Raw genomic sequence first — 24,757 nt, 5'->3', positions numbered from 1 at the left:
CGTCCCGCCGACCCGGCGCCGGAGTAGCGCGGTCTGAGGTGCCGCCGCGGCGATCCGCTTGAGCAACCACCACGCCTTCGTCCCGCTCGCGCGGCCTCACGTGCCCGCGCCGCCCTTACACCCGCGCGCGATGCGCCGTAGGCCGGCTGGCGCGCCTCTTCGGAAGGACCTCAGTCCGGGCGGCGAGGCCGGAATATTAGCCAGGCTAACTTAGTTGTGCTAACCATGAGGGACGATCCCACCCACCTGGCCGAACAGGTCTCGACGGTGCTGCGGCACCTGGTCCTCCTGCTCAGGCGCACCGTCGCCGGCCAGCCCGTCACCAGCCAGCAGTACGGAGTCCTCGGCTCCCTGGAAGGCGGCCCCCGCCGGATGACCGAGCTGGCCGAGGAGCACGCCGTCCAGCTCCCCACCATGACCGTCCAGATCAACCGCCTGGAGGACGCGGGCCTGGTGGCCCGCGGCTCCGACCCCGCCGACGCCCGCGTCAGGACGGTCGAGCTCACGGCCGAGGGCCGTGACCGGCTGAGGGCCGTACGCCAGGCCAGGATCGCCCATCTCACCCGTGAACTGGAGGCGCTCACCGAGGACGAGCGCGCCACCCTCGCGGCCGCCCTGCCCGTGCTGGCGAAGCTCGGCCGCTCGTAGGAAAGCCCGTACGAGAAGGAGCAACATGCAAACCGGCGGCGGAATCCTCCGCCAGCCCATGTCCGTCTGGGCCACCGCGTTCGCCGCGGTCGTGGCCTTCATGGGCATCGGGCTGGTCGACCCCATCCTGCCTTCCATCGCCCAAGGTCTGAAGGCCACCCCCAGCCAGGTCTCCCTGCTGTTCACCAGCTACTTCCTGGTCACCGCCGTGGCCATGCTGATCACCGGCTGGGTCTCCAGCCGCATCGGCGGCAAGCGCACGCTGCTGGCCGGGCTGGTGCTGGTCGTCGGGTTCGCCGCGCTGGCCGGCACCTCCACCAGCGTCGCCGAGCTCGTCGGCTTCCGCGCCGGCTGGGGTCTGGGCAACGCGCTGTTCGTGGCCACCGCGCTGGCCGTCATCGTCGGCGCCGCCAGCGGCGGCGCGGAGTCGGCCATCATCCTGTACGAGGCCGCGCTCGGCCTGGGCATCTCCCTGGGCCCTCTCGTCGGCGCGCTGCTCGGCGACTGGAACTGGCGGGCCCCGTTCTTCGGCACCGCCACGCTCATGGCGGTCGGCTTCGTGCTGATCGCCACGATGCTCAGGGCCACGCCCGGACCTGCCCAGAAGACCCGCCTGAGCGCCCCCATCAGGGCGCTGGCGCACGGCGGCCTGTCCACGACCGCGTTCACCGCGCTGTTCTACAACTTCGCGTTCTTCACGGTGCTGGCCTTCACGCCGTTCATCCTCGGCATGTCGGCCTACGGCATCGGCGCCGTCTTCTTCGGCTGGGGCGTCTGCGTGGCGCTGTCGTCGGTGTTCGCCGCGCCGCCGCTGCAGCGCAGGATCGGCTCGGTGAACGTGCTGCACCTGGCGCTGGCCCTGCTGGCCGTGCTCCAGATCGGTATCGCGCTGTCGGGGCACGCGGGCGTCATCGTCTTCACCATCCTGTCCGGCATCCCCATCGGCCTCAACAACACCGTGTTCACCGAGTCGGCCATGGAGGTCTCCGACGCTCCCCGGCCGGTGGCCTCGGCGGGCTACAACTTCGTGCGCTGGATGGGTGGCGCGCTGGCCCCGTTCATCGCCACGAAGCTGGGCGAGGAGGTCGGGGTGGCGGTGCCGTACGTGCTGGGCGCGCTCTGCTGCGTCGCCGGCATGGCCATCCTCTACACCCGGCGCCACCATCTGCGCGCCCTGTCCCGCGTGGACGCCGGCCACACGATGCGCGACACCGCCGAGGTCGCGGCCACCATGTGATTACATATCTCTCCATGGTGGGACATGTCCTGCTGCTCCTGGCGAGCATGCTTCCCGCGCCGCAGGCGCACCTGTCCGCGATGACCTGGAACGTCTGCACGGGGACCAACTCCGACTGCCGCCTGTACCGCGCCGGCGCCGTCGAGCTGGCCGAGCACATCGGCAAGCAGGCGCTCGCCCGCCGTGCCGGCGTGATCTTCCTGCAGGAGTTCTGCACGGGCGCGACGGGCACGCTCGAGCTCTGGCTCGAACGGCGCACCGGCCGGCGCTGGACGATCGGCTCCTGGGGCCTGACCGGCCAGGACGGCACGCCGTACGCCTGCCATCCCGACCTGCTCGGCCGCCCGCGCGGCGCGCAGAGCATCGCGGTCGCGGTGGCGGGCGACGCGGTCGCGTTCGAGATCCACCCGCTGCCCGCCCCGCCCTGGTACGTCAAGCGGGCCGCCATCTGCGCCGACCTGCCCGCCAGGAAGGTACGCGCCTGCGGCACCCACCTGTCCTCCGGCTCCGACTACGACGACCGCCAGCCGGGCGCCCCCTACCGCACCAAGCAGCTCGAACGCCTGCTGGAGATCTCCGCCAAGCCCGGATACCGCAGCGTCGTCGGCGGCGACCTGAACGTCTCACCGCCCGACAGCGGCTACGGCAGCGCCGCCGGACGCCGGGCCGTCGCCCCCTTCTACCGCGTCTACCAGGAGTGCGACCAGCGGGGCGGGCGGCGTACCGGGGGCTGGACCAGGCAGGGCAAGAAGCTCGACTACCTCTTCGCCCCCAAGGGCAGCGTGCGGCGCTGCCACGTCGAGCGCGGCGTCACCCTGTCGGACCACAAGCCCGCACACATCGAGGTGACCCTCTAGGCACGCGCCCCGTACGCTGCACGCGATCCCCCCGATAGGAAGATGTCCGGCCATCCTGGTGTTGAATGTTCGGAACCCGTACACCCGGACGAAAGGATCGACTGTGCCCACGATCGGTGTGCTCGCCCTTCAGGGAGACGTGCGCGAGCATGTGCGCATGCTCCAGGAGGCAGGCGCCACGGCCGCCGCCGTGCGCCGTCCCGCCGAGCTGGACGCGGTCGACGCCCTGGTCATCCCCGGCGGCGAGTCGACCACGATGTGGAAGCTCGCCGAGACCTTCGACATGCTGCAGCCGCTGCGCCTGCGCGTCAAGGAGGGCATGCCCGCCTACGGCTCCTGCGCCGGCATGATCATGCTGGCCGACCGGATCGAGGACGGCATCGCCGGGCAGCAGACCATCGGCGGCATCGACATGGTGGTCAGGCGCAACGCCTTCGGCCGCCAGGTCGACTCCTTCGAGTCCGACCTCGACTTCGCCGGGGACCGGGTGCACGCGGTCTTCATCCGGGCTCCCTGGGTGGAATCCATCGGCGCGGACGTCGAAGTGCTGGGCAGGTGCGAGCCTGGGGATAGGATCGTCGCGGTCCGTCAAGGGCCGTTGCTCGCTACGTCGTTCCATCCCGAGCTCACCGGGGACGTACGCGTGCACCGTTACTTCGTAGACATGGTGAGGGAGCTCTAGGTAATGTCCGGCCACTCCAAATGGGCGACGACGAAGCACAAGAAGGCCGCGCTCGACGCCAAGCGCGGCAAGCTGTTCGCCAAGCTCATCAAGAACATCGAAGTGGCGGCACGGACCGGTGGCCCTGACCCGGACGCCAACCCCACCCTCTTCGACGCCATCTTCAAGGCCAAGAAGAACTCCGTGCCCAACGACAACATCGAGCGGGCACGCAAGCGGGGCGGCGGCCTGGAGGCGGGTGGCGCCGACTGGCAGACGATCATGTACGAGGGTTACGCGCCCGGCGGCGTCGCGGTGCTCATCGAGTGCCTCACCGACAACCGCAACCGCGCCGCCTCCGAGGTGCGCGTCGCGCTCACCCGCAACGGCGGCTCGCTGGCCGACCCCGGGTCCGTCTCGTACATGTTCAACCGCAAGGGCGTCGTGATCGTGCCCAAGGCCGACGGGCTCGACGAGGACACCGTGCTGATGGCCGTGCTCGACGCGGGCGCCGAGGAGGTCAACGACCTGGGCGACACCTTCGAGGTCGTCTCCGAGGCCGGCGACCTGGTGCCGGTGCGCAAGGCGCTGCAGGACGCCGGCATCGACTACGACTCGGCCGAGTCGAGCTTCCTGCCGACGATGAGCGTGCCGCTCGACGAGGAGGGCGCCAAGAAGGTGTTCCGCCTCATCGACGCGCTGGAGGACAGCGACGACGTGCAGAACGTCTTCGCCAACTTCGACGTCTCCGACGAGGTGCTGGCGGCGCTCGACTAGCGTACGGACGCGATCGCGAGGGCCCGGCTACCGTCGGGCCCGTCCGTTTTCGTGCCCGGATCGGCGCATACCGGGCCGCATCGTCACCACGCCCGCGCAACGCGTTTCTTCGCGTGCGAGAGGGGCCCGCGGCAGCGTAGGGTCTGGCGACGTGACTTCCCCCACCCCTCCTCAGGCCAACGTCCCACCCGCCCTCGGCTGGCTGCTCGCCGTGCCTGCGCTGCTCGGCGCGCTCATCACCCTGGTGCTGCCGACCGCGCAGACGATCTGGCTCAGCTTCCAGAGCGGCGGCGTCCTGCGGGAGAGCGCCTACGTGGGGACGGCGAACTACAGCGAGCTGCTGGGCGGGGGCGACTTCTGGCGGGCGCTGGGGTTCACGCTCTCGCTGACGGTGATCCCGCTGCTGGTGGCCGTGGTGGTGGGGCCGCTGCTGGCGCTGGCGCTCGACCGGGCCGGCACCTGGCCGCGGCGGGCCGGGCGGGTCGTGCTCTCGCTGGCCGTCGTCGCCTTCTCGCCGGTGGCGGTCGCGGGCGCCTGGCTGCGGGGGGCGATGCCGCACGCGTCCGGCCTGGTGACGCTGGCCGAGGGGCTGCGTGAGCCCGCGACGGCGCCGGGAACGTTCCGGCTGATCGTCGCGGCGGCCACGTTCGGCGTCGTGTGCGCGCTGGCCGTGATCGCGTTCCTGCCCGCCCTGCGCGGCGGCACCCCAGGCCCCGCGACGCTCGTCGTCGCGGTGCTGGTCGCGCTCGCCGTGGTCGCCGTGGGGCTGCAGACGTTCTCGTTCGGGCTGGTGCTCACGAGAGGAGGCCCTCAGCGGGCCACAGAGACGCTCGCGGGGCTGCAGTACGACTACGCCTTCCGGCTGGCCGAGTTCGGCCCTGGGGCGTCCGTCGCGGCCCTCACGGGGGTGATCCTCGGCGTGCTGGGGATCGTCGCCACGGTCGTCGCGGTGGCGGCCCGGCTCCGCATCACGCTGGCGCCGCGCACCACGTCCCAGGACGAGATCGGCACCCCGTACCCGCAAGGGACGGGCACCCCGCACCCGTACGGGACCGGCATCCCGCATCCGCAGGGGACAGGCATGCCGCACCCGCACGGGACGGGCGCCCCGCATCCGCAGGGGACGGGCTCCCCGCAGTCGCACGGGACGGGTGCCCCGGCCGCGCAGGAGGCCGGAGCCCCGGTCCCGGTCCCGGTTCGGGACAAGACGGGCGCCCCGCCTCCGGCGCCGCCCGCGTCCGCCGGGATGGCGGTGGCCGGCGTCGTCGCGCTCGTGCTCGTCGTCGCGATCGCCCTCGTCCTCACCTGGCCCTGGATGGACGGCGTGCTGGCCTCGCCCGCCACCCCGGCCGGAACCCTCACCGCCCAGATCAACACCTGGGTCCCCGCCGTCGCGGGAGCCGTCGTCTCGGTCGGCGTGGCCTACCTGGCGGCGCTCGGCATCGGCGGCCTGCGCCCGCTCGGCCGGGCCAGCGAGTGGCTGCTGCTGCTCTTCGCCCCCTGGCTGTTCGCCGGCCCGGGCCCGCTCGCCGTCGCCAACTGGCAGAACGTCCACAACCTCGGCCTCATCGACTCCTTCCCCGCGCTCATCCCGCCCCTCCTGATCAGCGTCCCCGCGCTGCTCGTGCTCACGCTCCTGTGCAAGGGCCTGGCCGAGCGGGCGGGCGGTGACTTCTTCGGCGGCGTGCTGTTGCCGTCGCTCCCCATGGCGGGCATCCTCGCCGGCGCCGTCGCCCTCATGAACGCCCACGACCTGCTCTGGCCGATGCTGGTCGTCCAGAAGCCGGACCTGTTCACCACCCCGGTCGCGCAGGTGAACCAGCTCGCCGGCTACACCGCGACCACGCCCGACGTGGGCGCCGCCACGCCGCTGGCCGTGGTCGCCGTCGTGCTGGCCGCCCTCGTGGCCGCCCAGCTCCTGTATCTCGACAGGCTCGCCATCCGGACAAACAGCTCGCACGTTCGCACACCGCCTGCGTAGGGTGGCCGCTTGTGGAGATTCGCGACCTGACTACCGAAGACCTCGACGACGTTCTCGACCTGCGTAAGCGCTCCTTCGGCCCGCTGTCGGCCGACGACAGGGAGAAGTGGCGCAAGGCGGTGCTCCCGGCGCTGGGGGAGGGGCGTTACCTGGGCGTGTTCGACGGCACGCGGCTGGCGGCGGCGGCGCGCCTGCGCAGGTTCACGCAGTGGTGGCACGGCAAGCCGCAGCCGATGGCGGGCGTCGCGGGCGTCACCGTCAGCCCGGAGGACCGCGGGCGCGGCCTCGGCACCCGGATCATGCGCGCGGTCATCGGCCGCGCCGTCGAGCTCGGCGACGCCGTCTCCGCGCTCTACCCGGCCACCACGGCCATCTACCGCGGGGTCGGCTTCGAGCACGCCGGTGCCCAGCACAACGTGCGCCTGCAGGCCGAGTCGCTGCGCGGCATCCGCCCGCCGGGGCAGGTCAAGCTGCGCAGGATGGGACCGGGCGACGCCGCGGAGCTGATGTCGGTGCTGCACCGCGTGCACGGCGCGGCCCGTTCCAGCGGACCTGTCTCCTGGGACGAGGACACGTGGAACGTGTGGCTCGCCGACGAGGACGACTTCCTCTACCTGGCCGACGACGGCTACGCCATCTACCGGTGGAAGGGCGACGACATCGAGGTCGAGAACCTCGTCGCCGCCTCGCCCGAGACCCTGCGGGCCCTGTGGTCGATGGTCGGCAGCGCGTCCACGATCGCCCGCGAGGTCGTCGCCTCCGTGGCGCCGGACGACCCGGTGCTGTGGCTGCTGCCTGAGCGTACGCGGGAGCGCGTCCAGCAGGTGAGGTGGATGTTCAGGGTGCTGGACGTGGCCGCGGCCGTCGAGCGGAGGGGTTACCCGGCGAACGCGGCCTGCGAGGCCGTCGTCACCGTCGACGACCCGATCAGGGGCGGGGGCACGTGGCGGCTGGACGTCTCCGGCGGATCCGGCACGGCCACACCGGTCGAGGAGCCCGGCGTCACGCTCTCGGTGAACGGCTTCTCCGCCCTGTACGCCGGAATCCCCACCCGAACCCTTCGCCTCGCCGGTCTCATGTCCGGACATGACGGCTACGACCAGGCGCTCGACGCGGCCTTCGCCGCCAAGCCGTACATGCTCGACTACTTCTGACCCTCGCATCCCGCTGCACGCCCACCCCGGCCGGAGTAAAGTCTCATGCCGAACAGATGTTCGGCGACGGGAGGGTGGGGCCGGTGCGGGTGATGGGCGTCGATCCAGGGCTGACCCGGTGCGGCCTCGGTGCTGTCGAGGGGCGCCCGGGCGCACCGCTGAGCCTGGTGGCCGTCGGGGTGGTGCGCACCGGGGCCGACGAGGAGCTCGGCGCCCGGCTCGTCGGCATCGAGGCGGGCATCGAGCGCTGGCTCGACGAGGTGCGGCCCGACGCGGTGGCGGTGGAGCGCGTCTTCAGCCAGCACAACGTACGCACGGTGATGGGCACGGCCCAGGCGGCGGGCATCGCGGTCCTCTGCGCGGCCAGACGCGGCCTCCCGGTGGCCCTGCACACCCCGTCGGAGGTCAAGGCCGCGATCACGGGCAGCGGCACGGCCGACAAGAAGCAGATCGGCGCCATGGTCACCCGCCTGCTGCGCCTCGCCGAAATGCCCAAACCCGCGGACGCCGCCGACGCCCTCGCCCTGGCCATCTGCCACGTCTGGCGCGGCGGCGCCCAACACCGCCTCGCAGAGGCCCTGGCCCGCGCCCCGCGCAGAAACCCCGCCCGATGACACGCGGCCACGCACCCCGCCCACCTCTCGGCGCCGCGCCGGCGCCCGGCGGCACGGAGCCGGGCTCCGCGGTGCAGAGCGGCGCCGGGCTGAGCCGCACAGTGTGCGACGTGAGCCCACAGCCGCGCCCGCGCCCTTCGAGACGAGCCACGCCCCCTGCGCCAGGCGACTGCGTGACCGCGCGACTGCGCGACTGCGGCCGAGACTGCTCGACCGCGCGCCGCAACCGCGCGAATGCACGACCGCGCGAATGCGCGACCGCGGCCGTGACCGCGCGACCGCGCGACCGCGGCCGAGACTGCGCGACCGCGCGACACGATCTGGCACGACCCGACCTCCACCACACGATGCAGGACCACTGCCAAGCCCACCCGAGGGCCACACGGGCCGATCTCACCCCAAGCGCCCACACTGGCCGACCCCACCTCAAGCGCCCACACCGGCCCGAGCCGCAGAGGCCGCCACACGGGCCGAGCCGGCCCGCTGGGTCGCGTGGTCGTGCGCTCAGGCGGCGAGGCGATCGGCAGCGGCGATCGGCAGCGGCGATCGGGGCCCACGCGTTCGGCACGGCAAGCCAGAGCCGCCTGGAGCGGTCGCAGCGCGTGGGCGCGAGGAACAGCCACGCAGGATGCGTTGTGGGCCGTGGAGCGCGGCGTGAGTGGGCTCCACGGCGCGAAGTGCGCTATGACAGGAGCCGGTGATGGAAGCCGAATCGTGGCGGGGCCGATGACAGGAGGACGGTTGTGATCGCGTCGGTGGCGGGCAAGGTGACCGCGATAGCGCCGGACGGCGCCGTGATCGAGGTGGGCGGCGTAGGCATCCTCACCCACTGCACCCCTGGCACCCTCGCGACCCTCAGGATGGGCGAGCAGGCGCGCCTGGCCACCTCGCTGGTGGTGCGCGAGGAGTCACTCACCCTGTACGGCTTCGCCACCGACGACGAGCGCGCCGTGTTCGAGCTCCTCCAGACCGCCAGCGGCGTCGGCCCCAAGCTGGCCCTGGCGATGCTCGCCGTGCACACGCCCAACACGCTCCGGGTCGCGGTGGCCAGCGCCGACGTCAAGGCGCTCACGCAGGTGCCGGGGATCGGGCAGAAGGGGGCGCAGCGCATCATCCTGGAGCTGAAGGACCGGCTCGGCACGCCGGAGGAGGCCGTCAACGCCGCACTCAACGGGGAGCGGCGGGTGGCGGTGTGGCGGGAGCAGGTCCACTCCGGGTTGGTGGGGCTGGGCTACTCCAGCAAGGACGCCGACGAGGCGGTCGCCGTCGTGGAGCCGGACGCCGAGGCCGAGATCGCCGCCGGCCGCCAGCCCCAGGTGGCCGCCCTCCTGAAGGCCGCCCTCCGTTCCCTGAGCATCCGATGACCCCCGCCCTCCCCGCGTCCGCCCCGCCCGTGACGGCCGGCGATGTGCGCGGCAGGGGCGCCGGTGTCGCGCGCGGCACCGGGGTGAGGGATGCGGGCCGCAGGGTGACATCTTCGGACCCAGGAGCGCGGCACCCCCGCCATGGCGGCTCCGCCCCCTCGGCCCATCAGGCGCCGGCGTCCACAGCCCCCACCACGGGACCGGCGATCACCCCGCCTCGCGGCGCACCGGCGGTAGCCCCGCCTCGCGAAGCACCGGCGTTCCCGCGGCATCGCGAAGCGCCGCGCGGCGAAGCGCCGCCGTCCGGACCGCTTGGCGAAGTGCCGGCGTTCGCGCCGCCTTGCCGCGCACCGGTGGTCGTGCACCGCGCGGTGACCGCCGCACGCGACCGCCGATCACTCACCGACGTCCGAATGCAGACCGGAGAGCGCAGGGAGAGGAGGTGCGGGCGTGGGACTTGAGCGGGAGGAGATCCTTTCGTCCACGGCCGGGGGCGACGACCTGCAGATCGAGGCCGCGCTCCGGCCCAAGCGCCTCAGCGAGTTCATCGGCCAGGGCCGCGTGCGCGAGCAGCTGTCGCTGGTGCTGGAGAGCGCCCTGCGCAGGCAGAGCCCGCCCGACCACGTGCTCATGAGCGGCTCCCCCGGCCTCGGCAAGACGACCCTGGCCATGATCATCGCAGCGGAGCTGAACGCCCCGCTGAGGATCACTTCGGGCCCGGCGCTGGAGCGTGCCGGCGATCTGGCGGCGATCCTGTCCACGCTGGCCGAGGGCGAGGTGCTGTTCATCGACGAGATCCACCGGATGGCCAGGCCGGCCGAGGAGATGCTGTATCTCGCGATGGAGGACTTCCGGGTCGACATCGTCGTCGGCAAGGGCCCGGGTGCCACCGCCATCCCGCTCGACATCGCGCCGTTCACGCTGGTCGGCGCCACCACGCGGGCGGGGCTGCTGCCGGCGCCGCTGCGTGACCGGTTCGGGTTCACCGCCCACATGGACTTCTACGAGACCGCCGAGCTGGAGCAGGTGCTGCGCCGCTCGGCCAAGCTGCTCGGGGTGGGCCTGCCGGACGACGGCGCGCACGAGATCGCGCGGCGGTCCCGGGGCACGCCGCGAATCGCGAACCGGCTGCTGAGGCGCGTGCGCGACTTCGCCGACGTGCGGGCCGACGGCGTGATCAACCGCGACATCGCCGCGGCGGCGCTGAACCTGTACGAGGTCGACGGCGAGGGGCTCGACCGGCTCGACCGGGCGGTGCTCGGCGTGCTGCTGAAGAAGTTCGGCGGCGGCCCGGTCGGCCTGTCCACCCTGGCGGTGGCCGTGGGGGAGGAGCCGGAGACGGTCGAGGTGGTGGCCGAGCCGTTCCTCGTACGGCAAGGTCTGCTGGCCAGGACCCCGCGCGGCCGGGTCGCCACGGCGGCGGCGTGGGTTCACCTGGGGATGACACCACCACCAGATGCGTTCGGAGCGTCACTTTTCGAGTGATCACAGATCGGTTGCAACCGTTTCATTATGGGAACTTCCCCGCGCGCCGGAACGCTGCCTCGTTGCCGCGTTTCGCAACAAGCGCCTACACTCCGTGGCTTGGCTGGCTGTGTAGGCTGACGGGCTGAGCGGCGCGGCCCGACGCAACGCACGGAATTTCCGGCGCGAGGCCGGTGTCAACTTCTTGTACGACAATGGAAGGTCGCCCCTAATGGACATGGGACAACTCGGAAGCATCCTGCCGCTGATCCTTCTGGTGGTGGTGTTCTACTTCCTGCTGATCCGCCCCCAGCGCAAGCGCCAGCAAGAGGCGATCCAGATGCAGAACTCGCTGACGCCCGGCACCCGGGTCATGACCACGACGGGTTTGTTCGGTACCGTCGTGACGGTCGACAACGAGGACGTCGTTCTCGAGGTCGCGCCGGGCATCGAGACCCGCTGGGTGAAGGCCGCGATCGGCCGGGTCGTCGCTCCCGGCGACGCCCCGGTCAGTGACGACGAGTCGGCCGCTGACCAGGTCGAACTCGATGAAGAGGGCAAGAAGGGGTCCGAGGCCACCGTAGAGCGCGACGGCGACCAGGGCTCCAGTACCAAGCAGTCCTGACTAAGCTCTGCGACAAACCTCTATCCGAAAGAACTGACGACCAGTGGCCCGACCGACCAGCCGCCACAGCCGACCGGGGCGTACGCTCCTCGTGCTTCTGGCGCTCATCCTCGCCCTGGGCGGGACGATGTTCCTGCAGCAGGCGTACACGCCGAAGCTGGGACTCGACCTCGCGGGCGGCACCACGGTGACTCTGACTCCCGTGACCCAGAACAACGCGTCGCCGCCTGAGGAGATCCTCGACCGCGCGGTCAACATCATCCGCGACCGGGTCAACGGCACCGGAATCTCCGACGCCGAGGTCGCCAAGTCCGGCGACAACATCATCATCTCCATCCCGGGCGTCGGTCAGAACGAGGCCATCAAGCTGGTCGCGACCACTGCGGAGCTGCGCTTCCGCCAGGTGCTCGCCGTGGCGGCCACGCAGGCCCCGCAGGATCTGGCCACCAACGCGCCGACGCCGGGCAGCACGCCCTCGGGGTCGGCCAGCCCGTCGGCCAACCCCTCCACGTCCCCGACGGCCCAGCCGTCCACCCAGCCGTCGTCCTCGCAGTCGATCACGACGCCGAGCGCCTCCCCGACGGGCAAGGCGCTGTCGTCGGCGCTGACCGCCCCGACGCCGGCGGCCTCGGCCCCGGCCCAGGGCTCCGCGGACCCGTCGGCCAAGCCGGCCACGACGCAGAAGACCGGCCAGACGGGCCAGGACGGCAAGACCCAGACGGCCCAGGACGGTAAGACCCAGACGGGCCAGGACAGCAAGACTCAGACCGGCCAGGACGGCAAGAACCAGGAGCAGGGCGGCAAGAAGGGGCAGGAGGCCAAGACCTCCCCGACGGCCAAGGCCAGCCCGAGCGCCCAGCCGAGCACGCCTCCCGCGCAGGACCCCAACGCCGGCATCGACACCACGGGCATCGACCCGGCGGTGCTCCAGCAGTTCAACAAGCTCGACTGCGCCAACCCCGCCAACCGCGGCCAGGGCGTCCAGGACGACCCGGCCAAGCAGTACGCGGCCTGCGAGACCGACGGCAGCTACAAGTACGTCCTCGACGTCGCCAAGGTCGTCGGCACCGACATCGACACGGCCTCGGCGGGCGTCCGCCAGGGCACCACCGAGTGGGTCGTCCAGCTCGACTTCAAGAGCAAGGGCGCCGGCGAGTGGGGCAAGCTCACCACCACCGCCTACAACTCGCCCGAGCCGCGCAACATGGTCGCGGTCGTGCTCGACGGCGTCGTCATCACCGCCCCGGTCATCCAGAGCCCGATCCCCGGCGGCCGGGCCGAGATCACCGGCGGCTTCGACCAGCTCAGCGCCACCAACCTGGCCGACCAGCTCAAGTACGGCGCGCTGCCGCTGAAGTTCAACCGCAGCTCGGTCGACACGGTCTCCTCGACCCTGGGCCAGGACCAGCTGGAGGGCGGCCTGATCGCCGGCATCATCGGGCTGGGGCTCGTGGTGCTCTACTGCCTGCTCTACTACCGGGGCCTGGGCATCGTGGCGGTGCTGAGCCTCGTGGTGGCCACGATCATCACGTACACCTCGGTGGTCGTGCTCGGCCACAACGCCGGCTTCCGGCTCTCGCTGCCGCACATCATCGGTTTGGTGGTCTCGATCGGTATCACCGCCGACTCCTTCATCGTGTACTTCGAACGTATTCGTGATGAGATGAAGGAAGGTCGGCGGACGCTTCGCGCGGCCGTCGAGGTGGCCTGGGTTCGTGCCCGGCGCACGATCCTGATCGCCGACGCCGTCATGTTCATCGCCGCCATCGTGCTGTACTTCCTGGCGGTGGGCGGTGTGGCCGGGTTCGCGTTCGCGATGGGCCTGACCACGCTGATCGACATCGTGGTGGTGTTCCTGTTCACCAAGCCGTTCATCGCCCTGCTGGCAAGGATGAAGTTCTTCGCCAAGGGGCACCCGCTGTCGGGTCTCGACGCCGAGCGCATGAGCGAAGTGTCGTCCACCGGCCGCACGACCACTCCGCAGGAGGCCTGAGATGGGACTTGCGCGTCGCCTCTACCGCGGCGAGATCGACGTCGACTTCGTCGGCAAGTGGCGGTTGTGGTACAGCCTGTCCGGCCTGCTGCTGGCCATCTCGCTGGCCGGTCTGCTGGTCAACGGCCTCAACCTCGGCGTCGAGTTCAAGGGCGGCACGATCTTCTCGTTCAAGGCCACCCAGACCTCCGTGCAGGAGGTCCGTGAGTCGGTCCTCGACGAGGGCGTGCACCAGGTGATCGTCCAGCAGGCCGGCACCGACGGCTGGCGGGCGACCACGGAGAGCCTGTCGGAGGACACCAGGGTCCAGGTGCAGAGCGCGATCGCCAAGGACTTCAACGTCCCGGTCGATCAGGTCAGCATCCAGGCCATCGGCCCGTCCTGGGGCGGTGAGGTGTCGCAGAAGGCGTGGATCGGCCTGGCCGTGTTCATGCTGGCGATCATCCTGTACCTGTCGATGGCGTTCGAGCCGAAGATGGCGCTGGCCGCCATCGTCGCGCTCATCCACGACCTCGTCATCACGGCCGGCATCTACGCCTGGTCGGGCTTCGAGGTCACGCCCGCGACGCTGCTGGGCTTCCTGACCATCCTCGGTTACTCGCTCTACGACGCGGTCGTGGTGTTCGACATGATCAAGGAGGTCACGGCCAAGCTGGGGCACACGTCCAAGCAGACGTACTCGATGGCCGCCAACAACGCGCTCAACCACACGCTGATCCGGTCGCTGAACACCTCGCTGGTCGCGATCCTGCCGGTGGCGGCGATCCTGTTCATCGGCACCACGGTGCTCGGCGCGGGCACGCTGAAGGACCTGTCGCTGTCGCTGTTCGTCGGCATGATCGTCGGTACGTACTCGTCGCTGTGCGTCGCCACGCCGCTGCTGGTGACGCTGAAGGAGCGCGAGCCGAAGTACCAGGCCATCGCCAGGCGCCTGGCCTCCACGGGAGGTGGCGGCAAGGGGTCGAAGGGCTCCAAAAGCGCGGCGGTAGCCAAGGGTTAGCCGCCGCAGGTCCCCGGCCTGCACACGTACGGCGCCCTCGCCCCGCAACGGGGCGGGGGCGCCGTTCGCGTGCGGCCGTGGCCGGACAGGGCCAGGTACGCGCGGGTGCCGGAATGCACCATCATGGACCCCGGCAGACGGCCGGTGGAGAGATGCGAGGGAAACGCCAATGACCGAGCTGAGCACGCTGATCCTGGACCGGATCAGGGATGTGCCCGACTACCCCAAGCCCGGGGTCATGTTCAAGGACATCACCCCGCTGCTGGCCGACCCGGTCGCGATGGCGGCCGTGGTGGACGAGCTGGCCGGGCTCCACCAGGTGGACAAGATCGTGGGCATCGAGGCGCGAGGCTTCATCCTGGCCGCGCCGGTGGCCTACCGGGCGGCGGCGGGGTTCGTCCCGGTGCGCAAGAAGGGGAAACTGCCCGCCGCGACGCTGGAAGAGTCCTACGATCTGGAGTACGGCTCCGCGACCATCGAGGTGCACCGTGACGCGTTCGCGCCCGGTGACCGGGCGCTCATCGTCGATGATGTGCTGGCCACGGGAGGCACCGCGAAGGCGGCCGTGGAGCTGGTGGAGAGGGCCGGAGCCGAGGTCGTCGGCATCGCCGTGCTGATGGAGCTGGCCTTTCTCAAGGGACGTGAGCGGCTGACGGGGGTGGACTTGCACTCCCTCGTGATCGTCTGAGCCCGGCCCGCGACGGTCCACGTTCGCCACCTGGATACACTGGGGGGATCTGGACTCGAAACGTGAGGAGCTTTGCGTGGGGAGTCAGTGCGGGAGGAGTCTGAGTGCCCCGTGATGTGGTCGTGCCCGACGTAACCGATTCTGGCAGCGCCGAGGCGCCCGGCGTGCCCGCGGTGCGTCGACGGCGGTTTGGGGGTGGGGCCATGAATCCGGTGCTGGAGCCGCTGTTCCGCACGGTCAGGGCCACCCATCCCAAGGCCGATCTGCGGCTGATCGAGCGCGCCTACGACGTGGCCGCCTACCACCACCGTGACCAGAAGCGGAAGTCGGGCGATCCGTACATCACGCACCCGCTGGCCGTGGCGACGATCCTGGCCGAGCTGGGCACCGACGACGAGACGCTGTGCGCGGCCCTGCTGCACGACACGGTCGAGGACACCGCCTACAGCCTCGACGAGCTGCGCGGCGACTTCGGCGACACGATCGGGTCCCTGGTCGACGGCGTCACCAAGCTCGACAAGGTCAAGTTCGGCGACGCCGCGCAGGCCGAGACCGTGCGCAAGATGGTCGTGGCCATGTCGCGCGACATCCGCGTACTGATCATCAAGCTGGCCGACCGCCTGCACAACATGCGCACCATGCGCTACCTGCCGGAGCACAAGCGCCACCAGAAGTCGCGCGAGACGCTGGAGATCTTCGCCCCGCTGGCCCACCGCCTGGGCATGAACACGATCAAGTGGGAGCTGGAGGACCTCGCGTTCGCCATGCTCTACCCCAAGCGGTACGACGAGATCGCCCGCATGGTGTCGGAGCGGGCGCCGCGCCGCGACCTGTTCCTGCAGGAGGTCATCGAGAAGGTCCACGGCGACCTGCGCGAGGCGAAGATCCGCGCGGTGGTGAAGGGCCGGCCGAAGCACTACTACTCGGTCTACCAGAAGATGATCGCCAGGGATGTCGCGTTCGACGACATCTACGACCTTGTGGGCATCCGCGTGCTGGTCGACAGCGTGCGCGACTGCTATGCCGCGCTCGGCACCATCCACGCCAGGTGGAACCCGGTGCCGGGGCGCTTCAAGGACTACATCGCGATGCCCAAGTTCAACATGTACCAGTCGCTGCACACCACGGTGATAGGTCCCGAGGGCAAGCCGGTGGAGCTGCAGATCCGCACCCACGCGATGCACCACAGGGCCGAGTACGGCGTGGCCGCGCACTGGAAGTACAAGGAGGAGGTCGGCGCCCCCGGCCCCACGGGCAAGGTCAAGCCGGGCAGCGACATGGCCTGGCTGCGCCAGCTCCTCGACTGGCAGAAGGAGACCTCCGACCCGGGCGAGTTCCTGGAGTCGCTGCGGTTCGACCTGTCGGTCTCCGAGGTCTACGTGTTCACCCCGAAGGGCCAGGTCATCGCCCTGCCCGAGGGCGCCACGCCGGTCGACTTCGCGTACGCGGTGCACACGGAAGTGGGGCATCGCTGCATCGGGGCCCGGGTCAACGGGCGGCTGGTGCCCCTGGAGTCGCGGCTCGGCAACGGCGACACGGTGGAGATCTTCACCTCCAAGTCGCCGGACGCGGGGCCGTCGCGCGACTGGCTGAAGTTCGTCAAGTCGGGCCGGGCCCGCAACAAGATCCGGCAGTGGTTCTCCAAGGAGCGCCGCGAGACCGCGATCGAGGCGGGCAAGGAGGCCATCGGCCGGGCCATGCGCAAGCAGGGCCTGCCGCTGCAGCGGCTGATGTCCGGCGAGGCGCTGCTGGCGCTGGCCCGCGACCTGCGCTACCCCGACGTGTCCGCCCTGTACGCGGCCGTCGGCGAGGGGCACATCGCGGCCCAGGCGGTCGTGCAGAAGCTGGTGGCCTCGATCGGCGGCGTCGACAGCGCCGAGGAGGACATCGCCGAGACCTCGCTGCCGACCCGGCTGCGCGGCCGTCCCCGCGGCGGTGGCGGCGCCGGCGTGGTGGTGGCGGGCGACGCCGACGTCTGGGTACGCCTGTCGAAGTGCTGCACCCCGGTGCCCGGCGACGAGATCGTCGGTTTCGTCACCCGGGGCCACGGCGTGTCGGTGCACCGGGCCGACTGCACCAACGTGCAGCAGCTCAAGTCGCAGCCGGACCGCCTGGTGGAGGTGAGCTGGTCGCCGAGCGACGACAGCGTGTTCCTGGTGGCCATCCAGGTGGAGGCGCTCGACCGGCCGCGGCTGCTGTCGGACGTCACCCGTACGCTGTCGGACCAGCACGTCAACATCCTCAGCGCCTCGGTGACGACGTCGCGCGACCGGGTGGCGATCAGCAAGTTCACCTTCGAGATGGGCGACCCGAAGCACCTGGGCCACGTGCTCAAGGCCGTGCGCAGCATCCAGGGCGTGTTCGACGTCTACCGGGTGAGCGGCGCGGGCGGCTAGTGCTGGCGCAGGTCGGGCAGGTTGACCACGATGGCCTCCTGCGTGCTGCGCGCGATCACCACGACGGCCTCCTGTGACGGGTCGGGGTTCTCCTCGCGGTGCGGCACGTACGGCGGCACGAACACGTAGTCGCCGGGCCTGGCGTCGATGCGCCTCTCCCGCCCGTCCTCCAGGAACACGAACGACGGCGTGCCGCTGACCACGTAGATGGCCGTCTCGGAGGCGCCGTGGTGGTGGTCGGTGGAGCGGGTGGCGGGGGCGACGTGGGTCTGCCCCATCCACAGCCGCGACGAGCCGGCCGTGGCGCCGCTGACGGCGGCCAGCCTCCTCATTCCGCCGCTCTGCGCCGTTTCGCCGGAGAGGGCCTGTGAGGGCACGTGGCGCAGCGGCTGGTGGAAGGGGTCCCCCTGCGCCCGGTAACCCTCCCAGAGGCGTCCTCCGGCCCGCTCAAGGACGTCCGTGGCCACCGCGGCCAGCCTGGCCGGGTCGTCGCGGGCGGCGAGCAGCTCATCGGCCAGCCTGGCGTCGTGGGCGCGCAGCTCGCGCAGCAGCCACTTGCCGTTGCCCTGCCACGCCCGCCCCACGCCCAGCGCCGTCCGCGCGGTCGCCTGGACGACCTCCCAGCCGATGAACGCCCGCTCGCCGGGGTCGCTCGCGCCCGACAGGTCGTCCAGCAGGTCGGACAGCACGTACCTGAAGCGGTCGGCCTGGCCGTCCGTCAGCCCGGAAGGGCCGTCAGCGAGGCGGTCGGCCAGCTCGCCCTGCAGGTCGCTGGCCCTGCCGCCCGTCCTGTCGGTCACCACCGCGCCCTCGGCGCAGATGCGCGCCAGGACCGGCCGCCGCTGCTCGAAACCGTTGTCGATGTAGACGGCCAGGCTGGTCTCGCTGTGCGCGAACAGCTCCACCGGCCACTCGCGCCAGCGCAGCGTCTCCCGGTACGGGGCCGCCAGGCCGTCGAGCACCACCACCACGTCGAGGTCGGAGGTGCTGGTGCGGCGCTCGGTGAGCACGCTGCCGCCGACGAAGGCGTACAGGGCGCCGGGGAAGAGCTCTTCGACGAAGGCACGCGCGGCCGCGACGGGGTCCATGCCCGCCAGCCTAGATCCCGGGCCCCGTCGCGCGCCGCCCGATCGGCGACGGCGGCCCGGGGGAGAGGCCTGGCCGGCCTCCTTGCTGAACCCCTAGCTGAACCCCTAGCTGAACTCGGTGAGCGTGCGCTCGGCCTCCGCCAGCCACGAACGGCGGGCGATCAGGGCCTCCTCGGCCTCCTTGACGTCCTTCGCGCGCCCGGCGGCCTGCGCCTTGGACAGCCGCTTCTCGAGCTGCTCGATCGAGGTGCGCAGCTGGTCCACCGTGCTCTGGGCGCGGGCCCTGGCCTCGGGGTTGGACCGCTTCCACTCGGCGTCCTCGGCCTTGCGTACGGCCTCGTCGACCTTGCGCAGCCCGCCCTCCAGCCGGTCGCGCTGCTCGCGCGGCACGGGCCCGGCGGCCTCCCAGCGCTCCAGGATGTGCCGCAGCGTCGCCCTGGCCGTGCGCACGTCGGTGATCGGCAGGAGCTTCTCGGCCTCGGCCAGCAGCACCTCCTTGACCTCCGCGTTGGCGGCCAGCGAGGCGTCACGCTCGGCGAACACCGCCGAACGGGCCTGGAAGAACTGGTCCTGGGCGGCCTTGAAGCGCGCCCACAGCTCGTCCTCGGCCTCGCGGGAGGCCCGGCCCGCGTTCTTCCACTGCTGCATCAGCTCGCGGTAGATCGCCGCCGTCTGGCCCCAGTCGGTCGAGTCGGCGATCGCCTCGGCCTCGGCGACGATGCGCTCCTTGGCCGCGCGAACACCCTCGCGCTGCTCGTCCAGGCCCGCGAAGTACTGCTTGCGCCGCTTGGCGAACGCCGTGCGCGCGGCCGACAGCCGCTTCCACAGCGCGGCCTCGGTGACCCGGTCGATCCGGTCGGCGGCCTTCCACTCCTCGACGAGCTGGCGCAGCCGCTCACCACCCGACTTCCAGTGGGTGGTCTCCTCCGCGATGCGCTCGGCCTCGCCGACGATCCGCTCCTTGACCACCCTGGCCTCGGCCCGCGCGTGCTCGCGAGCGGCCTTGACCTCCTCGCGGCGCTGCGCGACGAGCTCGGTCAGGCCGTCCAGCCGCCGGGTCAGCGCGTCCAGGTCGCCGATGGCGTGCGCTTCGGAGACGGCCTCGCGCAGCTTGGTGATGCTCGCCTCGGCCTGCGCCGGAGCCAGATCGGTGCCCCTGACACGCTGTTCGAGCAGCTGCACCTGACCGGCCAGCTCGTCGTACTTGCGATGGAAGTAGGCCAGTGCCTCTTCGGGTTCACCGGCCTGCCAGGAGCCGACGGCCCGCTCTCCCTCAGCCGTACGCACGTAGACGGTGCCGTCGTCGTCTACCCGGCCCCACGGGTCGGTGCTCACCGTGTCCTCCCGCACTATCCATCAGACCCTTCGGGACTACTTCGTCCCTAGTTTGTATTACGTCAGCTCTTGCCGGCGATTGTCACGTCTTTGATTTCGACGGTTTGCTTCGGTGCTCCAGTCCCATCTCCCATGGCGCTAGGGATGTTGCCTGCTTTGTTCACCTTGTCCAGGATGTCGAGCCCCTTGGTGATCGTACCCACCGGTGTGTAATCCGGGGTGAGCCCGATGTCGCCGTAAACCAGGAAGAACTGGCTGCCCGTGCTGCCCGGGGCCTGCGTTTTGGCCATGGCCATCACGCCGCGCTTGTACTGGGCTCCCTGCAGGTTCTCCTCGGCCATGACGTAGCCGGGGCCACCCTGGCCGTCGGTCTGGTTCTTGCCGTCGGCCTTGGCCGTCGGGTCACCGCACTGCAGCATCGGGAACTGGTCGCCGCCGAGCCGGTGGCACTTGCTGCCGTCGTAGTAGTTCTTCTCCGCCAGGAACTCCAGCGAGTTCGTCGTGCACGGCGCCTTGGCGTTGTTCAGCTCGACCACGATGTCGCCCAGGTTCGTCTTGAACGTCATCGTCTTCGTGGCCGGCTCGGTCTTGACCTTCGCCGGCGGCATGCCGACGTCCTTGACCGTGCCGCCGCCGGTGTCCTTGACGTAGTCGCACGTGCCGGTCTTGGCGTCGTACGGCTTGGGCCCCGTGCTCGCCGACGCCTGGGCGGTGTCGGCGGGTGTGGCCGAGGCCGACGGCGAGGTCGCCGCCTCGGTGCCCGTGTCGTTGCCGCCCAGCAGCGCGACCGCGGCCACGATGCCTCCGACCACGATCACGACGCCCACGGTGGAGCCGATGATCGCCGTGCGCTTGGCCTTCTGCTCGCGCTCGATGCGGCGCTGCATCTGCCGCTCGTAGTGCTCGCGCGCCAGCTGCTTCTGCCGGTCCTTCCCCGTGGCCACCGCTTTGCCTCCCATAGTCAATCAACTGAGGTGGGCGAATCGTATCGGCCAACGGGTAATGATTCGCAGCCCGGCGACCCGCACCGGTACCCTTCGGTTACATTCCCATTGGCTTTTCGACGAGATCACCTGAGGCAGATGCTCATCGCAGGCTTCCCCGCAGGGGCCTTCCAGACCAATTGTTACGTCGTCGCGCCCGCGGCCGGCGAGGAGTGCGTGATCGTCGATCCAGGTCAGGACGCGACCGAGGGCGTCGACGAGCTGCTGCGCGAGCACCGGCTCAAGCCCGTCGCGGTCCTGCTCACCCACGGCCACCTCGACCACGTCTGGTCGGTGGCCCCCGTGTGCGGCGCGCGCGACGTGCCCGCGTGGATCCACCCCGACGACCGCCACCTGCTGAGCGACCCCGCCGCGGGCTGGTCCGACACCAGCGCCTCGCTGTTCGGCGGCATCACGCTGAGCGAGCCCGACGACGTGCGGGAGCTGTCCGACGGCGCCGTGCTCCAGCTCGCGGGCCTCGAGCTCGTGGTCGACCACACGCCCGGCCATACCAGGGGGTCGGTGAGCTTCCGGCTGCCCGGCGACGAGATCATGTTCTCGGGCGACCTGCTGTTCGCCGGCTCCATCGGCCGCTCCGACCTCCCCGGCGGCGACTACCCGACGATTCTGCGCAGCCTGGCTACCAAGTGTCTGCCGCTGCCTGACGATACGGTCGTCCTGCCGGGCCACGGACCACAGACCACGATCGGCCGCGAGCGCGCGACCAATCCGTACCTCAAGGAAGCAGCGCCGCACGCCGGTCCCACACGAGGGATCTAATGACTTTCCAAGCACCCAAAGGCGTCAAGGAGTACGTCCCACCGCAGGCGTCGACGTTCTACGCGATCCGCGGGGCGTTCGCGGAGACGGCCAGGCGTGCCGGCTACTCCTACCTGGAGACCGCGGTCTTCGAGGACACGCAGCTTTTCGCCCGCGGCGTCGGCGAGTCGACCGACGTCGTCAGCAAGGAGATGTACACCTTCACCGACCGCGGCGGCAGGTCGCTGACGCTGCGCCCGGAGTTCACCGCGGGCGTGCTGCGCGCGGTCCTGGAGTACGGCCTGCACCGCGGCCAGCTCCCGGTCAAGGTGTGGACGGACGGGCCGGTCTTCCGCGCCGAGGCGCCGCAGGAGGGCCGCTACCGCCAGTTCTACCAGCTCGACCTGGAGGCCATCGGCAGCGAGGACCCTGCGGTCGACGCCGAGACCATCGCGCTGGCCTGGAGCTGGTACACCTCGCTCGGCCTCACCCAGGTCCGGCTGCTGCTCAACTCGCTGGGCTGCGCCGAGTGCCGCCCGGTCTACCGGGCCAGGCTGCAGGAGTTCCTGCGCGGGCTCGACCTCGACGAGGCCACCCGCGCCCGCATCGAGATCAACCCGCTGCGGGTGCTCGACGACCGCCGCCCGGAGGTGCGCGCGCAGCTCGAGGACGCGCCCCTCATCGGCGACCACCTGTGCCCCGACTGCAAGGCCTACCACGACCGCGTCAAGCAGCTCCTGGCCGACCTGGACATCCCGTGGGAGGACCAGCCCCGGCTGGTACGCGGCCTCGACTACTACACGCGCACCACGTTCGAGTTCGACCACCCGCTGCTGGGCGCCCAGTCGGGCATCGGCGGCGGCGGCCGCTACGACGGGCTGTCGGAGGCCATCGGCGGGCCGCGCCTGCCCGGCATCGGCTTCGGCCTCGGCCTCGACCGCACCGTCATCGCCCTGGAGCGCGAAGGCGTGAGTCTCGACGTCCCCGCCCGCTGCGAGGTGTACGGTGTGGCGCTGGGCGACGAGGCGGCGCGGGCGATGTTCAAGCTCCTGAGCGAGCTGCGCGCGGCCGGTGTCGCCGCCGACATGGCTTTCGGCGGCAAGGGGCTCAAGGGGGCGATGAAGGGGGCCGACCGTTCCGGCGCCCGCTTCGCGCTGATCCTGGGCGAGCGCGACCTCGCGGCCGGGGCCGTGCAGGTGAAGGACCTGGCCACCGCCGAGCAGAGCGAGGTGCCGCTGGGCCAGGTCGTCGACGTCTTGAAGGGAAAGGTGTTGTGATCCGCAGGTCAGCGCGCGCCGGATCGCCGCCGCCCTTCTCCTCCTATCCGTATGAAGGGAAAGTGCAGTGATCCGCACGCATACCGCCGGGTCGCTCCGTGAGGAGCACGCCGGGCAGCAGGTGACGCTCGCAGGATGGGTGGCCCGCCGCCGTGACCACGGCGGCGTCGTCTTCATCGACCTGCGCGACGCCTCCGGCTCGGCGCAGGTGGTCTTCCGCGAGGAGGACCACGCCCACGACCTGCGCGCCGAGTACTGCGTGCAGGTCATCGGCCAGGTCAGGGTGCGCCCCGAGGGCAACGAGAACCCCGACCTGCCGACGGGCGCGATCGAGGTGGTGGCCGAGCGGGTCGAGGTGCTGAGCGAGTCCGCGCCGCTGCCGTTCCCGATCGAGGGCAACGTGGGGGTGTCGGAGGAGGCGCGGCTGAAGTACCGCTACCTCGACATCCGCCGCCAGCAGGTGGCCGGCGCGATGCGCACCCGCTCCAAGGCCACCTACCTGGCCAACGAGGTGATGCACGAGCTCGGCTTCGTCTACGTCGAGACGCCCACGCTGACCCGCTCCACGCCCGAGGGCGCCCGAGACTTCCTGGTGCCGGTGCGCCTGCAGCCCGGCAACTGGTACGCGCTGCCGCAGTCGCCGCAGCTGTTCAAGCAGCTCCTGCAGGTGGCCGGGCTCGAGCGTTACTACCAGCTCGCCAAGTGCTACCGCGACGAGGACCTGCGGGCCGACCGGCAGCCGGAGTTCACCCAGATCGACGTCGAGATGTCCTTCGTGGACCAGGAGGACGTCATCGAGGTCGGCGAGAAGCTGATCGGCCGGCTGTGGAAGGAGATCGCCGGCTACGAGCTGCCGACCCCGCTGCCGCGCATGACGTACGCCGACGCCATGGCCCGCTACGGCTCCGACAAGCCTGACCTGCGCTTCGGCCAGGAGCTGGTCGAGATGACGGAGTACTTCGCCGACACCTCGTTCCGCGTCTTCCAGGCCGACTACGTCGGTGCCGTGGTCATGCCCGGCGGGGCCTCCCAGACCCGCAAGGAGCTCGACGGCTGGCAGGAATGGGCCCGCTCGCGCGGCGCCAAGGGCCTGGCGTACGTGCTCGTCCAGGAGGACGGCACGCTCGGCGGCCCGGTCGCCAAGAACCTGTCGGAGGAGGAGCTGTCCGGCCTGGCCGCCAAGGTGGGCGCCGAGCCGGGCGACGCGATCTTCTTCGCCGCCGGCGCCAGGAACGCCGCCCGCGACCTGCTCGGCGCGGCCCGCCTGGAGATCGGCCGGCGCTGCGACCTCATCGACGAGTCGCTGTGGTCGTTCCTGTGGGTCGTCGACGCCCCCATGTTCGAGGAGGACGGCGAGGGCGGCTGGACGGCCGTGCACCACCCGTTCACCGGCCCGAAGCCGGAGTGGGCCGACAACTTCCAGGACCACCCGGGCGAGGCGCTGGCCTACGCCTACGACATGGTCTGCAACGGCATGGAGATCGGCGGCGGCTCCATCCGTATCCACCGGGCCGAGATGCAGCAGCGCGTGTTTGACGTGCTCGGCATCTCCAAGGAGGAGGCGGAGAGCAAGTTCGGCTTCCTGCTGGAGGCGTTCAAGTACGGCCCGCCCCCGCACGGCGGCATCGCCTACGGCTGGGACCGGATCTGCATGCTGCTGTCCGGCGGTGACTCGATCCGCGACGTGATCGCGTTCCCGAAGACGGCCTCCGGCTTCGACCCGCTCACGGGCGCGCCGACGCCGATCACGGCCGACCAGCGCAAGGAGGCGGGCGTGGACGCCCAGCCCAAGACCGAGGCGTAGCGGTCAAGCAGAAAGGGCCGGGGCGGCAGCGCCCCGGCCCTTTCGCGTGAGG

The 24,757-nt window shown here is 71.1% G+C and carries 21 protein-coding genes; 18 read left to right on the top strand and 3 right to left on the bottom strand.

All coding sequences use genetic code 11. The annotated features are described in order from the left end of the window. Positions 1–225 precede the first annotated feature (225 nt). The 15 genes from AB0I79_RS23270 to AB0I79_RS23200 all read left to right on the top strand — a co-directional run bounded on the left by AB0I79_RS23270 (position 226) and on the right by AB0I79_RS23200 (position 17,459). A complete protein-coding gene (locus AB0I79_RS23270) occupies positions 226–648 on the top strand; it encodes a MarR family transcriptional regulator (protein WP_357876159.1) in 423 nt (140 codons plus the stop codon). Between the two features lie 58 nt (positions 649–706). After that, on the top strand, positions 707–1,885 hold the full coding sequence (locus tag AB0I79_RS23265; RefSeq protein ID WP_357876157.1) for an MFS transporter: 1,179 nt from the start codon (positions 707–709) through the stop codon (positions 1,883–1,885). A gap of 14 nt (positions 1,886–1,899) precedes the next feature. Next, positions 1,900–2,742: an endonuclease/exonuclease/phosphatase family protein gene (locus AB0I79_RS23260; RefSeq protein ID WP_357876155.1), complete on the top strand. Its 843-nt coding sequence runs from the start codon at positions 1,900–1,902 to the stop codon at positions 2,740–2,742. Positions 2,743–2,845: 103 nt separating this feature from the next. Beyond that, complete coding sequence (gene pdxT, locus AB0I79_RS23255; RefSeq protein WP_357876153.1) at positions 2,846–3,424, top strand: pyridoxal 5'-phosphate synthase glutaminase subunit PdxT; 579 nt, start codon at positions 2,846–2,848, stop codon at positions 3,422–3,424. A 3-nt stretch (positions 3,425–3,427) separates the two neighbouring features. Beyond that, complete coding sequence (locus tag AB0I79_RS23250; RefSeq protein WP_225267051.1) at positions 3,428–4,180, top strand: YebC/PmpR family DNA-binding transcriptional regulator; 753 nt, start codon at positions 3,428–3,430, stop codon at positions 4,178–4,180. A 151-nt stretch (positions 4,181–4,331) separates the two neighbouring features. Beyond that, positions 4,332–6,161 carry a sugar ABC transporter permease gene (locus AB0I79_RS23245; protein WP_357876151.1) on the top strand — a complete coding sequence of 610 codons (1,830 nt, stop codon included), beginning with the start codon at positions 4,332–4,334 and terminating at the stop codon, positions 6,159–6,161. A gap of 11 nt (positions 6,162–6,172) precedes the next feature. Continuing rightward, positions 6,173–7,315 (top strand): GNAT family N-acetyltransferase, encoded by a 1,143-nt coding sequence (locus tag AB0I79_RS23240; protein ID WP_357876149.1) that lies wholly within the window; start codon positions 6,173–6,175, stop codon positions 7,313–7,315. An 83-nt stretch (positions 7,316–7,398) separates the two neighbouring features. Then, positions 7,399–7,929: a crossover junction endodeoxyribonuclease RuvC gene (gene ruvC / locus AB0I79_RS23235; RefSeq protein ID WP_357876593.1), complete on the top strand. Its 531-nt coding sequence runs from the start codon at positions 7,399–7,401 to the stop codon at positions 7,927–7,929. 743 nt (positions 7,930–8,672) lie between these two features. Continuing rightward, on the top strand, positions 8,673–9,293 hold the full coding sequence (ruvA, locus tag AB0I79_RS23230) for a Holliday junction branch migration protein RuvA (protein WP_357876147.1): 621 nt from the start codon (positions 8,673–8,675) through the stop codon (positions 9,291–9,293). A 450-nt stretch (positions 9,294–9,743) separates the two neighbouring features. Continuing rightward, on the top strand, positions 9,744–10,778 hold the full coding sequence (gene ruvB, locus AB0I79_RS23225; protein WP_357876145.1) for a Holliday junction branch migration DNA helicase RuvB: 1,035 nt from the start codon (positions 9,744–9,746) through the stop codon (positions 10,776–10,778). A gap of 211 nt (positions 10,779–10,989) precedes the next feature. Then, positions 10,990–11,382 carry a preprotein translocase subunit YajC gene (gene yajC / locus AB0I79_RS23220; protein ID WP_357876143.1) on the top strand — a complete coding sequence of 131 codons (393 nt, stop codon included), beginning with the start codon at positions 10,990–10,992 and terminating at the stop codon, positions 11,380–11,382. Positions 11,383–11,473: 91 nt separating this feature from the next. Beyond that, positions 11,474–13,375, top strand: coding sequence for a protein translocase subunit SecD (gene secD, locus AB0I79_RS23215; RefSeq protein ID WP_357876141.1), 1,902 nt, complete (start codon positions 11,474–11,476; stop codon positions 13,373–13,375). A 1-nt stretch (position 13,376) separates the two neighbouring features. Further along, a complete protein-coding gene (gene secF, locus AB0I79_RS23210) occupies positions 13,377–14,375 on the top strand; it encodes a protein translocase subunit SecF (RefSeq protein WP_357876139.1) in 999 nt (332 codons plus the stop codon). Between the two features lie 169 nt (positions 14,376–14,544). After that, positions 14,545–15,063 carry an adenine phosphoribosyltransferase gene (locus AB0I79_RS23205; RefSeq protein WP_357876137.1) on the top strand — a complete coding sequence of 173 codons (519 nt, stop codon included), beginning with the start codon at positions 14,545–14,547 and terminating at the stop codon, positions 15,061–15,063. 203 nt (positions 15,064–15,266) lie between these two features. Then, positions 15,267–17,459, top strand: coding sequence for a bifunctional (p)ppGpp synthetase/guanosine-3',5'-bis(diphosphate) 3'-pyrophosphohydrolase (locus AB0I79_RS23200; protein ID WP_225267040.1), 2,193 nt, complete (start codon positions 15,267–15,269; stop codon positions 17,457–17,459). On the opposite strand, the gene AB0I79_RS23195 is transcribed toward AB0I79_RS23200, so the two are convergent. The 3 genes from AB0I79_RS23195 to AB0I79_RS23185 form a co-directional block, all read right to left on the bottom strand. Further along, entirely contained in the window at positions 17,456–18,547 is a 1,092-nt protein-coding gene (locus tag AB0I79_RS23195) for a cupin domain-containing protein (RefSeq protein WP_357876135.1), read from the bottom strand. The genes AB0I79_RS23200 and AB0I79_RS23195 overlap by 4 nt on opposite strands. 105 nt (positions 18,548–18,652) lie before the next feature. Then, the gene (locus AB0I79_RS23190; RefSeq protein WP_357876133.1) at positions 18,653–19,882 is read right to left on the bottom strand and encodes a DUF349 domain-containing protein; all 1,230 of its coding nucleotides are present in this window, start codon (positions 19,880–19,882) and stop codon (positions 18,653–18,655) included. 62 nt (positions 19,883–19,944) lie between these two features. Continuing rightward, on the bottom strand, positions 19,945–20,826 hold the full coding sequence (locus AB0I79_RS23185; protein WP_357876131.1) for a peptidylprolyl isomerase: 882 nt from the start codon (positions 20,824–20,826) through the stop codon (positions 19,945–19,947). 138 nt (positions 20,827–20,964) lie between these two features. Here AB0I79_RS23185 and AB0I79_RS23180 point away from each other — a divergent pair, with 138 nt between their 5' ends. From AB0I79_RS23180 to aspS, 3 genes are all read left to right on the top strand, one after another. Then, positions 20,965–21,645, top strand: coding sequence for an MBL fold metallo-hydrolase (locus AB0I79_RS23180; RefSeq protein WP_253741785.1), 681 nt, complete (start codon positions 20,965–20,967; stop codon positions 21,643–21,645). Beyond that, positions 21,645–22,901 (top strand): histidine--tRNA ligase, encoded by a 1,257-nt coding sequence (gene hisS, locus AB0I79_RS23175; protein WP_357876129.1) that lies wholly within the window; start codon positions 21,645–21,647, stop codon positions 22,899–22,901. The genes AB0I79_RS23180 and hisS overlap by 1 nt, the downstream gene beginning before the upstream one ends. Positions 22,902–22,968: 67 nt before the next feature. After that, entirely contained in the window at positions 22,969–24,705 is a 1,737-nt protein-coding gene (gene aspS / locus AB0I79_RS23170; protein ID WP_357876127.1) for an aspartate--tRNA ligase, read from the top strand. Positions 24,706–24,757: the final 52 nt, after the last annotated feature.

Origin of the sequence: Nonomuraea sp. NPDC050202 (assembly GCF_040656115.1) — a bacterium.
Classification (GTDB): domain Bacteria; phylum Actinomycetota; class Actinomycetes; order Streptosporangiales; family Streptosporangiaceae; genus Nonomuraea.
The sequence above is the reverse complement of the archived record's forward strand: the minus strand, read 5'-3'. Positions and strand labels throughout refer to the sequence as shown.

Bases quoted from the DNA above. Each gene is read 5' to 3' on its own strand.
- AB0I79_RS23200 (WP_225267040.1), top strand. From the start codon at position 15,267: ATGAATCCGGTGCTGGAGCCGCTGTTCCGCACGGTCAGGGCCACCCAT.
- yajC (WP_357876143.1), top strand. From the start codon at position 10,990: ATGGACATGGGACAACTCGGAAGCATCCTGCCGCTGATCCTTCTGGTG.
- hisS (WP_357876129.1), top strand. From the start codon at position 21,645: ATGACTTTCCAAGCACCCAAAGGCGTCAAGGAGTACGTCCCACCGCAG.
- AB0I79_RS23205 (WP_357876137.1), top strand. From the start codon at position 14,545: ATGACCGAGCTGAGCACGCTGATCCTGGACCGGATCAGGGATGTGCCC.
- AB0I79_RS23180 (WP_253741785.1), top strand. From the start codon at position 20,965: ATGCTCATCGCAGGCTTCCCCGCAGGGGCCTTCCAGACCAATTGTTAC.
- AB0I79_RS23250 (WP_225267051.1), top strand. From the start codon at position 3,428: ATGTCCGGCCACTCCAAATGGGCGACGACGAAGCACAAGAAGGCCGCG.
- secF (WP_357876139.1), top strand. From the start codon at position 13,377: ATGGGACTTGCGCGTCGCCTCTACCGCGGCGAGATCGACGTCGACTTC.
- AB0I79_RS23260 (WP_357876155.1), top strand. From the start codon at position 1,900: ATGGTGGGACATGTCCTGCTGCTCCTGGCGAGCATGCTTCCCGCGCCG.
- AB0I79_RS23265 (WP_357876157.1), top strand. From the start codon at position 707: ATGTCCGTCTGGGCCACCGCGTTCGCCGCGGTCGTGGCCTTCATGGGC.
- AB0I79_RS23195 (WP_357876135.1), bottom strand. From the start codon at position 18,547: ATGGACCCCGTCGCGGCCGCGCGTGCCTTCGTCGAAGAGCTCTTCCCC.
- AB0I79_RS23270 (WP_357876159.1), top strand. From the start codon at position 226: ATGAGGGACGATCCCACCCACCTGGCCGAACAGGTCTCGACGGTGCTG.